The sequence below is a fragment of the Mesorhizobium sp. M7A.F.Ca.CA.002.05.1.1 genome, from assembly GCF_003998335.1.
In the GTDB taxonomy this organism is placed as follows: Bacteria; Pseudomonadota; Alphaproteobacteria; order Rhizobiales; family Rhizobiaceae; genus Mesorhizobium.
On the sequence record NZ_RZQI01000057.1, the window covers coordinates 1 to 13190 of the forward strand.

Annotated in this window: 12 protein-coding genes; 5 read left to right on the top strand and 7 right to left on the bottom strand. The window is 63.5% G+C overall.

Features of this window, described 5'->3' with window-relative positions; genetic code table 11:
• Positions 1 to 399, top strand: a 399-nt coding sequence (locus EN939_RS05180) for a hypothetical protein (protein ID WP_127267180.1), incomplete at its 5' end; no start/stop codon positions are given.
• A 468-nt stretch (positions 400 to 867) separates the two neighbouring features.
• Here EN939_RS05180 and EN939_RS05195 read toward each other — a convergent pair.
• From EN939_RS05195 to EN939_RS05215, 5 genes are all read right to left on the bottom strand, one after another.
• On the bottom strand, positions 868 to 2244 hold the full coding sequence (locus tag EN939_RS05195; protein WP_127267182.1) for an adenylate/guanylate cyclase domain-containing protein: 1377 nt from the start codon (positions 2242 to 2244) through the stop codon (positions 868 to 870).
• 339 nt (positions 2245 to 2583) lie between these two features.
• Positions 2584 to 4317: a SulP family inorganic anion transporter gene (locus EN939_RS05200; RefSeq protein ID WP_127267183.1), complete on the bottom strand. Its 1734-nt coding sequence runs from the start codon at positions 4315 to 4317 to the stop codon at positions 2584 to 2586.
• A 69-nt stretch (positions 4318 to 4386) separates the two neighbouring features.
• Positions 4387 to 4665, bottom strand: a complete 279-nt coding sequence (locus EN939_RS05205; RefSeq protein ID WP_127267184.1) for a helix-turn-helix domain-containing protein — start codon at positions 4663 to 4665, stop codon at positions 4387 to 4389.
• Between the two features lie 245 nt (positions 4666 to 4910).
• Entirely contained in the window at positions 4911 to 5630 is a 720-nt protein-coding gene (locus tag EN939_RS05210) for a phosphatase PAP2 family protein (protein WP_127267185.1), read from the bottom strand.
• 14 nt (positions 5631 to 5644) lie between these two features.
• Entirely contained in the window at positions 5645 to 5986 is a 342-nt protein-coding gene (locus EN939_RS05215) for a hypothetical protein (protein ID WP_013528672.1), read from the bottom strand.
• Between the two features lie 172 nt (positions 5987 to 6158).
• Here EN939_RS05215 and EN939_RS05220 point away from each other — a divergent pair, with 172 nt between their 5' ends.
• Positions 6159 to 7553 carry a sensor histidine kinase gene (locus EN939_RS05220; protein ID WP_127267186.1) on the top strand — a complete coding sequence of 465 codons (1395 nt, stop codon included), beginning with the start codon at positions 6159 to 6161 and terminating at the stop codon, positions 7551 to 7553.
• The gene (locus EN939_RS05225) at positions 7550 to 8209 is read left to right on the top strand and encodes a response regulator (RefSeq protein ID WP_023813468.1); all 660 of its coding nucleotides are present in this window, start codon (positions 7550 to 7552) and stop codon (positions 8207 to 8209) included. Before EN939_RS05220 ends, EN939_RS05225 begins: the two co-directional genes overlap by 4 nt.
• A gap of 317 nt (positions 8210 to 8526) precedes the next feature.
• Here EN939_RS05225 and EN939_RS05230 read toward each other — a convergent pair whose 3' ends face one another.
• On the bottom strand, positions 8527 to 8988 hold the full coding sequence (locus EN939_RS05230; RefSeq protein ID WP_127267187.1) for a hypothetical protein: 462 nt from the start codon (positions 8986 to 8988) through the stop codon (positions 8527 to 8529).
• Between the two features lie 537 nt (positions 8989 to 9525).
• On the opposite strand from EN939_RS05230, the gene EN939_RS05235 reads away from it, so the two are divergent.
• Positions 9526 to 11529, top strand: a complete 2004-nt coding sequence (locus EN939_RS05235) for a PhoX family protein (protein WP_127267188.1) — start codon at positions 9526 to 9528, stop codon at positions 11527 to 11529.
• 225 nt (positions 11530 to 11754) lie between these two features.
• Positions 11755 to 11979 carry a hypothetical protein gene (locus tag EN939_RS05240; RefSeq protein ID WP_013528677.1) on the top strand — a complete coding sequence of 75 codons (225 nt, stop codon included), beginning with the start codon at positions 11755 to 11757 and terminating at the stop codon, positions 11977 to 11979.
• On the opposite strand, the gene EN939_RS05245 is transcribed toward EN939_RS05240, so the two are convergent.
• A complete protein-coding gene (locus EN939_RS05245; RefSeq protein ID WP_127267189.1) occupies positions 11971 to 13161 on the bottom strand; it encodes a flavin-containing monooxygenase in 1191 nt (396 codons plus the stop codon). The genes EN939_RS05240 and EN939_RS05245 overlap by 9 nt on opposite strands.
• Positions 13162 to 13190 lie beyond the last annotated feature (29 nt).

Below are 13190 nucleotides of genomic sequence, written 5' to 3' on the forward strand. Positions count from 1 at the left end.
GGCCTGATCGAGGCCTTGCAGCCCGAATTCGGTCAGTTCGCCTATGACGAGGAGATCGCCGCCGACTGGTATGAGCGCGATGCGGCGGACAAGGGCTTGATCGGCACAGCCGGCTTCACCGCCGACAGCTGGAAGGTCGCGCTTGGCGAGACCATGCGCGGGTTCCTGGCGACGATGTCGGCCGCAGAACTCGATGCCATTTTCGCCAAGCTCAGGGGTGCCATATCCGGCATGAGGGAGCTGACCGACGCACAGAAGTCAGAGACCATCTCGGCCATCGACGAAGAGGTCGAAGGATTGATGGCTTTGCGGGCCGAGGGCGACCCCTTCGCCGATGTCGTCAGGCCGCTGACGCCAAAAATCCGCAGCCTCATCCTCGGCCCGGCGATGGGGCGATAGGATGTTGGGCAACAGCAAACGGGTGGCGGGAAAAGCAACTCCGAGCGGGAGCCTCGAGGCCGAACATCGCGGCATTTTCCCAGCCACGGCACGTGTCAGGCGGGGCAGCCCGATCGCAATGCTTATCTGCCTGCTGGCTTCCAGCTGCAGCCAGACGGACTCGCCGGAAGGTCTTGGCGAAGCCCTGGCTGCAGTCGAGGCGACCAGAAAAATGCAGGATTGCCGGGCGCGCATGAACGAGACCGCCGGGCAGATGAAGATGATGGGCGCGGTCAATGGCGCCGTCGGCACCGCCGGGGCCGTGCGCGGCAAGCTCAGCCGCCAGATGCAATCATGCTGAGACGATTTCGCACTCCTCGAGATCGCGCAGATAGAGGAACATCGACGCCTCGCTCAGTGCCTGCGAGCGCATGATGCCTTCAGGCGTGAACTTTCCGGCAGATGCAGGCGTTTCACATGGCGGCTATATCACGCCGAAACCGAAACAGCACCCTGGTTTTCGGCTCTGTGTTCGACCCAGACATGGACCGGTTCATCCCGACCGCGGATGCTCACCGGCCCATGATCGCGCGCATTCAACTGTGTCGTGGGCGATTCCGCCTTCGCGGCTTCTATCAGTCGTGACCCAAAGCAAATGTTTGCCTGAAGTTCACGGCAAAGCGCCTGCAAACGGCTGGCGACGTTGACGGTGTCGCCCACCACCGCGAAGGAAAGATTGCGCTCGCTGCCGACCGCACCGATGACGACTGCGCCATATTGTGCACCGATCCGAACGTCCAGCGACGGGTATCCCCTGGACACCCGCTGCACATTCCAGTCTTCGAGAGCGGCGATCATCGCTTCAGCGCACTGGATGGCTCGGGTTGCGTCGTTATGGCTGGCTTGCGGAACCCCGAATGTGGCCATGATGCAATCGCCGATATAGTTGTCGACGGTGCCATGGTGGTCGAAAACGACCTGCTCCATGCGACGGTGGAACTGACGCAGAAGTTCGAACACTGCTTCGGCCGGATGATCCTCGGAATAGTGTGTGAAGCCGACGATGTCGGCGAACAGTACCGCGATATCCTGCCGGCGGACCGGACCGAAGGGCTCGTCATCCGCGGCGAGCTGGTCGACGACATTTGGCGAAAAATGCCGGGCGAGATTGGCGCGGGCGCGCTCTGCCTTGACATAGTCTTCCGACAGATGTCGAGAACGAGAGACGACCAACGCCATGATCGCGCCGATAATCAGCACAACCAACACGTTGGTCGCCTGCGCGAATGTGTCGACGAAATTGGGATTGAGATAGAGGTTCAGTCGCTCTGTCGTCGGCAGCGAATAGAGGTTCGTCGCCGGAAGGACGGTTCCCGCATGAAGAATCACCCATCCCACCCCGATCGTCCACGTCAAGGCTGCGAGCGCTCCGAGATAGAGCGCCAATCGGGTCGAAAGGGTCAGCGCGCCAAGGCACACGAAAATCAACAGGAATTTGAAGCTGCCTTCGCGCAGTTGCATCGCGGCCGGCGCGACCTCCGGGGAAAACGGGTTGGGCGTTACCAGCAGAACGGTCAACAGAACGATGTCCAGCGTGCCTACGAGATAACCGATCCACCATGGCGCGTTGCGACGGCGCGCAAAGCGAAACTGGATCAGGCCGACGAGCTGGAACAACATGAGGCCCGCCAGCACGAAGAGCAGAGAGGCATCCCAGCGGCTGATTAATGAAAAGAAGCAGGAGATCACGGCGAGCGATGCCGTACGCGCCCAGAACTGCAATGCAGCACCTTGGCGTTCTGCGCGCTCTCGCAAATTTCTCAGCCGTGAATAGCGGCGAAGTTCAAGTGTTGGCGCGGTCGGCATAGGATCACTTCGATTTCGCGGGGACGTGTCACGCATTTGGCAAACCCGCCTTCTACTGGCAAATCAGTGCGCGAACTCTACCATGATTGCGGTTTCATTTTTGAAACGCGGCTGCAAAGAGTAAAATGTCCGGACAAAGGACCACGGTGAAAGCTGAAGCAGGATAGGCGGAGGCTTCCCTGTTCAGGTCACGAAGATTGGTGGCATTCGACGCCGCCGCGAAGCGACTTTCCTTGCATCTGGGACTAAAGTGAGCCCGCTCGCCTAAAGCGTGCTCCCCGCTTGCTTGAGATCAAAAAGTTGACGTTCAGGCGACCGCCGGCCGGCAAATCCCGGCCCCTACCGCACCTCGATCTTGCCTTTCAGCTGCGCCCGCGCCTCCTCGATCGACGCTGCATAGGTCACCAGCGGACGCTTCACGCCGTGGTTGATCAGCATGCGCCGGATCTGCGGCGCGGCGCCTGATATGATGAAGCGGACGCTGGCGCGCCTGGCCTTGTGGGCGGCGCCCTCGATGACGTTGGCCGCCGTCGAATCGAAGAACGGTACGGCCGAGCAGTCGAGGATGAAGTTCCTGCGCTGGTCGGCGATGCGGTCGAGTACGGTGCCGACGGTCGATGCCGCGCCGAAGAAGAAGGCGCCCGAGATGCGGTAGACCACGGTGTCGGCGTCGGTCGCCTCGCTGGCATCGTAGGCGTTGGCGCTGTCGGCGACATCCTCCTGCACCAGCGGCTGATCGGCCTCGACCGCAATCGACTTGGCCATGCGGTCGATGAACAGGATCGAGCCCAGCACGAAGCCGACGACGATGCCTTCGGTGAGATCGCGGAAGATGACGAGCAGAAAGGTCGCCATCAGCACCAGCGCATCGCCGCGCGAGGCACGCAGCAAGGTGGCGAAGGCCTGCTTCTCGAACATGTTCCAGCACACGACCGCCAGCACGCCAGCCAGGGCTGCGAGCGGGATGTAGCTGGCGAGCGGCGCCGCCACCAGCATCAAAGCGAGCAGGATGGCGGAGTGGACGATGCCCGAAACCGGTCCGTGGGCGCCGGCCCGCACATTGGTCGCGGTGCGGGCGATGGTGCCGGTGGCGCAGATGCCGCCGAACAGGGCGGACGCGATGTTGGCGAAGCCTTGCGCCACCAGTTCGCAGTTGGAACGATGCCGCCGGCCCGTCATCCCGTCGGCGACCACCGCCGACAGCAGCGATTCGATCGCGCCGAGCAGGGCAAAGGCAATGGCATCCGGCAGCACGTCAATCATCCTGCCCAGGCTGATCGGCGGCAGAGCGGGCATTTGCAGGCTACGCGGGATGCCGCCAAAGCGAGTGCCTATCGTCTCCGCCGGCAGCGAGAGAAGCGCCACGACCAGCGATGCCAGCCCGATGGCGATGAGCATGGCAGGCCATGTCGGCCGCCAGCGCTTCAGGCCGGCGATGGTGAAGATGGTCAACACCGCCACGAAGGTCGCCGCAAGATTGATGGTGCCGGCCGCCTCACCGACCGCGATCAACTTCGGCACCAGCGGGCCCGGCTCCCTGCCGGCAAGCTTCAACCCGAACAGTTCGACGATCTGTCCTGAAAAGATGATGACGGCGATGCCGGCGGTGAAGCCGACCGTCACCGGATAGGGAATGAACTTGATGTAGGTGCCGAGGCGGAGATAGCCCATGGCGAGCAGGAAGACCCCTGCCATCATCGTTGCCAACAGCAGTCCATCGATGCCGACCCGGGCAACCGTCGCGGCCACCAGCACGATGAAGGCGCCGGCCGGACCACCGATCTGGAAGCGGCTGCCGCCGAGCGCCGAAATGATGAAGCCGCCGACGATCGAGGTGTAGAGGCCGCGCTCGGGCGTCACGCCCGAGGCGATGGCGATCGCCATCGACAAGGGCAGCGCGACGATGGCGACCGTCAGCCCGGCAATGGCGTCCGCCTTGAAGTCGGCGAACGTGTAGCCCTCGCGCCAGACCGTCACCAGCTTCGGCGTGAACAATTCGGAAAATGTCGGTTTTACCGGCCTATGGGCCGACCTGTGGGCCGGTTGATGCACTGCCCGCTGCGTCTGATCCATGGACTGCCTTTCGCACCCTGAAAGGCGGCGGGATCGTCGGCAGGGCTGTCGGCGGTCGCCGTCGCGACTTTATGCCGGCTCAGCCTTGGGATCCCGCGGCACGGCAGCCTTGAGGCGCACGCCCCGGCCGCCGCGCTCGCTGGTCTGGTTCTCGCCGATCAGCTCCACCCCGGCCTCGTCGAGAGCCTGGATGACCTTCATCAGCGTGTCGACCACGCCCCTGACCACGCCATCGCTCGCCTCCATGCGCTGGATGGTTGGAAGCGAAACGCCGGCGCGCTCGGCGAGCGTCTTCTGATCGATGCCGGCCAGCGCCCTTGCGGCGCGCATCTGCGCGGCAGTGATCATCGGCCGGAATCCCCGTCTGAGTCTGCAGGAATAAGGTATAATACTATCATTGTGATGTTTCAAGCATTAGGATGAACGTCTGAGGCGTAAAGGGGCGGCTGACCGATCATTCAGATACTTCCCGGGATTGTGCCTAGGGTGTCCATCTAGGCAGGGGGTAACGCGGTTGAATTCTTCAAGACCTTCATGACCTGGGCGGCCTTGCTGTCGGTGGGCTGCGGGCACGGGCTGATCGACCGGCTGATCTAGTCTCCAGTCTCGCTGTCGCCGTTCAGGCGCTGCCCGCGCCATCGCTGCCACGCCCGGGCAGCGAGCCAGCACAGCATCGCCCAGACGAAGCCGGCGCACCAGCCGGCAAGCACATCCGATGGCCAGTGGACGCCAAGATAGATGCGGCTGATGCCGACCAGCAGCGTCGTCAGCACCGCCAGCGACAGCACATAGATCTTCGTCGTTCGACCGGGCAGGAAGCGTGCCGCCAGCGCGCCGAGCGTCAGATAGGTCACGGCCGACAGCATGGCGTGGCCGCTCGGAAAAGACAGCGTCGTTTCGTTGACGAGATGCGAGACGAGTTCGGGGCGCGGCCGGTCGATGCCGGCTTTCAGCAGGCTCGACAGCACCTGACCGCCGGCCACCGCCACGAAGATGAAAAGGGCGGTCGCCGGCCTGCGGATAAGCAGGAGATAGACGATTACCGCCGTCACGATCAGCACCAACACGCTGCCGCTGCCAAGACTTGTGATGTCGCGCATCGCCCCTTGCAGCCACAGCGGGCCGATCGGGCTGTCAGGGCGCCCCGCCTGGCGGAAGGCGAGCAGGATCTCGGTGTCGAAGGCGTGCGGCGTGGTGGCGCGCGCAATCTCCATCAGCTCCTCGAATCCCCACAGGCCGGCGGCGATGACCAGGCCGGCCAGCAGCACCGGGAATTCGACCCGGTTGAGCAAAGCGTTCGCGGCGTTCTTCATCGGCAATTCGCCCGTTACAGCCGACCTTGCAGATAGGGTCCGAGCGTGATCAGCGCCACCGCTGCGATCGCCAGCATGATGCCGGTCGCCTGCAGCGCATTGACGCGCTCGCCGAAGAAGACCAGCGCCACGACGTTCACGGAGACCAGCTGGATGACGGCGGAAAGGCTGAACGACACCGACATGCCGAATTCGCGGATCAGCCGCAGCATGATCAGATTGCCCAGCGAATAGAGCGCCAGCGTCAGCGCTATCTTGCCAAGGCTCGGCGCAAGGCCCCATTGCTTGGCGGCTGTCGCCGCCAGCAGGAAAATGACCGTCGAAAAGCCGAGCTGCAGCAATCCCGAAAAACTCAACGTTTCGTCCCCTCTCGGAGCGGCTCCCGCCGCGTGCGTCGCGGACGTTGTTTCCCAAGCGCGCCGGGACGTCAAGCGACCTCGACCAAACGAAGCCCTTGGCAATGGCAAGCCGGAAGCTCAAAGTACTAACATCGCCCAATCTGTCGGTTCGAAGGGCGGTCAGGGGCTCATGATTCGCAGTTTTCAAAACCTGATGCGGCGCTGGAGCGAGCTTTCCCTTGCCCTGCAATTCGTCGTTGCCGGCGGCTTTGGCCTGCTGGCCGTCATGTTGGTGGTGGGCACCTGGGTGACGGCGCAGATCCGGGACGGCGTCATCCGCAATTCGGCCGCCACGACGGCGCTCTATGTCGACAGCGTGATTGCGCCGCTGCTTCCCGACTTACGCAAGGACCAGGAGCTCAGCGAGTCCGTCAAGCAGGCGCTGGACGAGACGCTTGGCCAGGGCGCGCTCGGCAAGCGCCTCCAATCGTTCGTGCTCTGGCGCCGCGACGGCACGGTTCTCTACGCTAAGGAGGCGTCCCTGATCGGCCGCCGCTTCGGTCCGAGCGACAATCTGCGTTCCGCCTTCGAAGGCAATGTCGTCGCTGAATTCAATACATTCGATGATGATGAACGCGAGGAGAAGGCTACCGGCTTGCCATTGCTGGAGATATACAATCCCGTGCGCGAGCCCTGGTCGGGCGAGGTGGTGGCGGTCACCGAGTTTTATGAGATCGCCGACGATTTCCAGGCCACCCTGGCGTCCGCCCTGTGGTCGAGCTGGCTGATCGTGGCCGGCGCGACGCTCGCGGCATTCCTGCTCCTGTCGGGCATCGTCCTGCGCGGCAGCCGCACCATCGACGATCAGCGTGGGGCACTGCGCCGCCAGGTCTCGGAGCTGCAGGGTCTGGTGGCGCAAAACAGTGCTTTGCGACTGCGCGTGCAACGGGCGTCCCGCCGCGCCACCGCGCTCAACGAAAGATATCTGCGCCGGATCGGCGCCGACCTCCATGACGGCCCGGCCCAACTCGTGGCACTGGCGGCGCTGCGCATGGACAGCCCGATATTTTCCAGCGACGGCCATTCGAGCGTAAGCCGTTCGACCGAGGTCGCAATGATCCGCAAGACACTGGAGGACGCGATGCGCGAAATACGCGGCATCTGCACCGGCCTTGTTTTGCCGCAGATCGAGACGGCTGCCGCAACCGACATTCTGCGGCTGGCGGTCAAGGAACACGAGCAGAGGACGGGAACGTCGGTGACGCTGACGCTGACCGGACACTTGCCGGAGCCCGGCGCCTCCGAGAAGATCAGCATCTATCGTTTCGTCCAGGAAGGGCTGAACAACGCCTATCGCCACGGGTTGGGCAAGGATCAGGCGGTGAGTGCGGGGATGAAAGGTGGCCGGCTTTTTGTCGAAGTGTCGGACGGCGGGCCCGGTTTCGATCCGGCGGCACGGGTCGAGGGTCTCGGCCTCGCCGGCCTCAGGGAGCGGGTCGAAAGCATTGGCGGACAGTTCGAAACCTTGACCGGGCCGCAAGGTACGCGTTTGGTGATCCGTCTATCGGTCGAGGAGCAAGCATGACTGGGACCATTCGCATCGCCATTGTCGACGATCACCCCCTCTTTCGCGAAGGTGTGACGCGCAGCCTGTCGGAGATCGGAGGCTTCGAGATGGTTGGCGAGGGCGCCACGGCGCAGGATGCCGAACGCCTCGCCACGACGGTGCGGCCCGACATCTTGCTGCTCGATATCTCCATGCCGGGCGGCGGGCTGACCGCGGTGGCAAGCATTCTCGCCAGCCATCCGGCCCAGAAGATCGTCATGCTGACCGTTTCGGAGGCCAACGCCGATGTGACAAAGGCGCTGAACGCAGGGGTGAATGGCTATGTCCTCAAAGGCGTCGGGTCGCGCGGGCTCGCCGACATCCTGCGCAATGTTGCAGCCGGCGAAAGCTATCTGTCGCCGACGCTGTCGGCCCGGCTGCTTTCGGATCTCCAGTCCCAGCAGCCGACCGACGGCATTGCGGAACGGCTGCGGCAGCTCACCGATCGGCAGACGGAAATCCTGCGGCTGGTGGCGGAGGGGCTGAGCAACAAGGAAGTCGCCTTGCGGCTTGAGCTGCAGGAGAAGACCGTCAAGCATCACATGACCGGGGTGCTGTCGAAGCTCAATGTGCGAAACCGCACCGAAGCAGCCTTGATGATGCGTGAGTTGCGCGACCGCGACAGGCCTTCCTAAAGCAACGAGAGCATGATGCCGAAAGGTGTGAAGCGGTTTTCGGAAGACATCATGCTCTATCTCTTTGATTTAGAGGCGGATTTAGATTTCAGGCCGATTTCGACCTGAAATCATCCGGCTCTAGGGGAATTCGCAGCGGTTTCCGTCCTGGATTGCGCAAAACAACGATTGCAAGGTTGCGTGCCTCCGCAAGGTGCGGACCGCGCAAAAGCGCGTCGCGCCTCGGGGACCGGGGCGGCACCGCCAAAAACGAGGTCACCTCCGCCGGGGGGCGGCGGAGGTGACGTGCAAAGCTGACCGTTGCCTGTTGGCCAGCTTCACAAGGCCTTGAGACGATCGGCATCGGCCGGCGTGGCCTGGCGGTCGATGATCGTGCGACCGAGCGCGTCCTTCATGCTGAAACGTCCGTTCTCAAGCTTTTCCGTTATGCCGTCGGGATGCCGGACCGTGATCTTGTTGCCGGTCACGTCGACCTTGTCACCGGTCTTTGCATTGACATGGCTTCCGCTCTTACCCTGATTGGATCCCGATTTGCCGCTATTGCCGCTGTTGCCATTCCCGCTATTCCCGCCGCTGTTCCCTCCATTGCCGCCGCCGGAATTGCCGCCGTTGCCGCCGCCACCACCGCTGTTACCGCCACCCTTGGCGTATGCGCTGGCGGTGTGAATGCCGGGAACGGAGCCCTCCAGGACAATTTGGTAGGGAGCAATCGTCAACGCCAGCGCCGCTGCCGATTTGAGCGCCAGCCGGCAGCAACGGGTCGTGACCGATCTGTGCATTTTGATCTCCGACGACTGAGCCCGGCGCGCCCCACCCCAACGTTGCAGTGCAACAACATTGCCGAAAGACGCGGGGTCCGGAAGCGACCTCCGACCGTTGCGGTTGTCAACTAGGACCTTTGAAAGCGCAAGATTGGACTAAAGTCCCAAGCGTATGCTACATTAGCTTTGCATGAACGGCGCCGCGACCGCCATCGCTAAATGGGAGACTCGCTTTCCCTACGCCTGACGACGGCAGACGCCGAACATCAAGTCACCTCCGCCGGGGGCGGCGGAGGTGACTTTGTCGAGCCGGCCGTTTGCAACGACTGACCCCATGGATGCGCGGCGAAACATGCCGCCGAAGGTCTCCTTCCTCTCGAAAAGACGATTCCGGAGCAGTTCACGGCCTTCGGGAATGCTGAGCCAGCGCTGCGCGTAATGCCTGTCGCGCCTGAAAGGTCTCCCGATGTCACGAAAATGTGACCCGGCGATTATAAGGGGGGTCAAACAGGTACCCCACGCTCCAGCCAACCCGACAGCCAGAGGCAAGCCACCATGACTGACCTTCGCTCCGCCGACACCCGATTCCGCACCAGCCTGCTCGAGGAAAACGACGGCCCGGCCATCAACGCCTCCGACAACCGCACCATGGGCGAGATCATCGCCGCGCGGTTCTCGCGCCGCGGCTTCCTCAAGGGCTCGCTGGCCGTCTCGGCCATCGCCGCCACCGTCAGCCCGCTGGCGCTGATCAGCGCCGACGAGGCCAGGGCCGCGGAAGGCTCGGCCTTCGCGTTCGACGAACTTGAGGCCGGCATCGACGACAAGCACCATGTCGCGTCGGGTTACGATGCCGATGTCCTGCTGCGCTGGGGCGATCCGTTGTTTGCCGATTCGCCCGACTTCGACCCGACGAAACAGTCGGCCGAGGCCCAGGCGAAACAGTTCGGCTACAACAATGACTATGTCGGCTACATCCCGATCGACGGCTCGGCCGAACATGGCCTGCTGGTGGTCAACCACGAATACACCAATCCGCATCTGATGTTCCCGGGCATCGTAAAGATCGTCGAGAAGGACGGCAAGAAGTCGGCAGAAGTCGCACCCCTCTCGAAGGAGCAGGTCGATGTCGAGATGGCCGCCCATGGCGGCACCATCGTCGAGATCCGCAAGGACGGTGGCAAATGGCAGGTGGTGCGCGACGGCAAGCTCAATCGCCGCATCACCGCCAACACCGAAATGGCGCTGTCCGGCCCCGTTGCCGGCCATGACCGCGTCAAGACCAAAGCCGATCCGTCCGGCACCAAGGTTTTCGGCACCGTCAACAATTGCGCCGGCGGCGTCACGCCCTGGGGCACCTATGTGATGGCCGAGGAGAACATCCATGGCTATTTTTCCGGCGAGCTGCCGGAAGACCACAAGGAAGCCGCGAACTACAAGCGTCTCGGCATTCCCGAAGGCGCCTATGAATGGGCGGCGCATTACGAGCGTTTCGACCTCGCCAAGGAACCCAACGAAGCCAACCGCTTCGGCTGGATCGTCGAGGTCGATGTCAACGACCCGACCTCGACGCCGAGGAAGCGCACCGCCATGGGCCGCTTCAAGCATGAGGGCGCCGAATCGATCGTCGCCAAGGACGGCCGCGTCGTCTTCTATCTCGGTGACGACGAGCGCTTCGACTATGTCTACAAGTTCGTGACCAGGGCCGCGTTCAATCCGAACGACCGTGCCGCCAACAAGGACCTGCTCGACGATGGCACGCTGCATGTCGCCAGGTTCGCCGAAGACGGCACGGTCGAATGGCTGCCGATCGTGTTCGGCCAGGGGCCGCTGACGGCTGAAAACGGTTTCACTGGCCAGGCCGACGTGCTGATCGAGACGCGCCGCGCCGCCGACCTGCTCGGCGCCACCAAGATGGACCGCCCGGAAGACATTCAGCCCAATGGCGTCAACGGCAAGGTCTATGTCATGCTGACCAACAATTCGAAGCGCAAGGCCGACCAGGTCGACGCCGCCAACCCGCGCGCCGAAAACGCCTTCGGCCACATCATCGAGATCGCCGAGGACGGCGGTGATTTCACGGCCGCCAAGGGCAAGTGGGAAGTGCTGCTGAAATGCGGCGATCCCTCGGTTGCCGATGTCGGTGCCACCTTCTCGACGGCAACGACGGCCAATGGCTGGTTCGGCATGCCCGACAATTGCGCGGTCGATTCGGCCGGGCGTCTCTGGGTCGCGACCGACGGCCAGGGTCCGAAAGCCACCGGCCGCACCGATGGCTTATGGGCGGTGGACACGGAGGGGGCGGCGCGGGCGACCTCGAAACTATTCTTCCGCGTGCCGATCGGCGCCGAAATGTGCGGTCCGCTGTTTGCGCCCGACGACCAGACCGCCTTCGTCGCCGTCCAGCATCCGGGCGACGGCGGAGAGGACTGGGAAGCGTTCGGGCGCCCGTCCTACTATGAGGACCTGTCGACGCGTTGGCCCGACTTCAAGCCCGACATGCCGGTGCGGCCGTCGGTCGTCGCCATCACCAAACAGGGCGGCGGCAAGATCGCGGTCTGATTGCCCACTCGCATGGGCAGCAGCGGAGCAGAATTTGCGCCGCTGCTGCGCCTTGAGCCGCGGCATGTATCCCTTGGGCTGCGGAGCAGCTCCTGGGGTCTGCGCCGCGTCGCTTCGCCCCTTGCTCCGCCCCAGGATGGCGAGGCGACGGGGGGAAGTCGGTCAAGCCTCGGGAAAGATTGGCAATTTAAACATGGCGCTCTAGGTCTTTATCAGGAGATCGCCATGTCGAAGTCCGTCTATGACCGTGGCTTGCTCAAGCCAGCCGATATCGCCAAGCTGCAGCGCGTGTTCGACGAGGCCTGCCGGCGGCGCGAGGCACATCCCGATTCCGCCGACGCGCGGGAAATCGCGCTTAACCTGCTCGCCTTGCACAATGCCGGCATGGTGGAAGAGGACATGCTGATGGAAGCCGTCGGTTTCCGGCGGCTGGAACCGAAATCAGCGTGATGCGCTGGATTGGTGCGAGGCCGACCTTGCAATTCGTTTGGCGATCGCCTTGGCCAGGATGCCGGCATTGGCGAAGCAGCCGCGAATGCTTGGCCGCATGCCGGTGAACCACAGACCGGGCAATTTTGGATCGGCTTCGCCACCGTTGAAGAGCGGAACGCCCTTGGCGTCGAGCACGCCGAGCTTGCCGACCATGGGCTCCAGCCCCGTGCGGTAGCCTGTCGCGGCAATGACGATGTCGGGATGGATCAGGCTGCCATTGGCCAGGATCACGCCATCGCGGGTGAATTCCCGTATGCCCGGCACGACGGTGATCTTGCCGGCCTTGATGGCGCCGACGGCGCCGTCGTCGGCGGCGATCGCGGTGTAATCCGAGCTCAGGCGGCTGGCGCCGCCCGCAGGCGCGGGCGGCAGACCGAATTTGGTCAGGTCGCCGAAAACCAGCCGCTGCGTTGCCGCCATCACCGCATCGGCGAGCCGCAACGGCAAGCGCGCCATGATCGGCGAAAGCCGGTGCACGGCGATCTTGCAGATGCGCTTGGGCAGCAGGGCGGGACCGTTGCGGGCCGACAGCCAGATGGCGGCCGGGTCTATGCCGGCCAGATGATTGAGCGCATCGAAGCCCGAATTGCCGGCGCCGACGACCAGCACTTTTTGGCCCGCATAGGCTTGCGCGTCACCAAAATCCGCCGAATGGATGATGCGCCCGACGAAATCCCTCATGCCTTTCCATTCGGGCGTGAACGGCTGCCTGTCGCGGCCGGTAGCGATGACGACATTGCGGGCCAAGCGCGGTCCGGCGCTGGTGCGCAATGCCCAGTGATCGCCCTTGAAGATGATCTCTTCGACCGCGACGCCAAACTGCACCGGCAGCCGGTTCTCCTTCTGGAAATCGTTCATGTGGCGGATGACGACCATTCTTTGCGGAAAGGCGGGCGTGCCAGGGGGAAAGGCGAGACCAGGCAGCGAAGAAAGATCGCGATGGGTGTTGAGATGCAATTGCTGGTGGCGCCGGTGCCAGGGCTCGGCCAGCCGGCTTTCCTTTTCCAGGATCGCCGTAGGCACGCCGGCGTTCATCAAGGCATGCGCGGCAGCCAGCCCGGCAGCACCGGCGCCGACGACGATTGCCGGCTCGACCGTGGCCGGCAGATCCGCAACCGATCTGATTGTCGTATCAGTCATTCACTCGAATCCCATTGGACGTCCCGCCG

What these genes read in the sequence shown, in the direction of transcription:
- EN939_RS05195 (WP_127267182.1), bottom strand. Translation starts at nt 2,244, where the DNA reads ATGCCGACCGCGCCAACACTTGAACTTCGCCGCTATTCACGGCTGAGA.
- EN939_RS05210 (WP_127267185.1), bottom strand. Translation starts at nt 5,630, where the DNA reads ATGAAGAACGCCGCGAACGCTTTGCTCAACCGGGTCGAATTCCCGGTG.
- EN939_RS05200 (WP_127267183.1), bottom strand. Translation starts at nt 4,317, where the DNA reads ATGGATCAGACGCAGCGGGCAGTGCATCAACCGGCCCACAGGTCGGCC.
- EN939_RS05230 (WP_127267187.1), bottom strand. Translation starts at nt 8,988, where the DNA reads ATGCACAGATCGGTCACGACCCGTTGCTGCCGGCTGGCGCTCAAATCG.
- EN939_RS05225 (WP_023813468.1), top strand. Translation starts at nt 7,550, where the DNA reads ATGACTGGGACCATTCGCATCGCCATTGTCGACGATCACCCCCTCTTT.
- EN939_RS05245 (WP_127267189.1), bottom strand. Translation starts at nt 13,161, where the DNA reads ATGACTGATACGACAATCAGATCGGTTGCGGATCTGCCGGCCACGGTC.
- EN939_RS05220 (WP_127267186.1), top strand. Translation starts at nt 6,159, where the DNA reads ATGATTCGCAGTTTTCAAAACCTGATGCGGCGCTGGAGCGAGCTTTCC.
- EN939_RS05240 (WP_013528677.1), top strand. Translation starts at nt 11,755, where the DNA reads ATGTCGAAGTCCGTCTATGACCGTGGCTTGCTCAAGCCAGCCGATATC.
- EN939_RS05235 (WP_127267188.1), top strand. Translation starts at nt 9,526, where the DNA reads ATGACTGACCTTCGCTCCGCCGACACCCGATTCCGCACCAGCCTGCTC.
- EN939_RS05205 (WP_127267184.1), bottom strand. Translation starts at nt 4,665, where the DNA reads ATGATCACTGCCGCGCAGATGCGCGCCGCAAGGGCGCTGGCCGGCATC.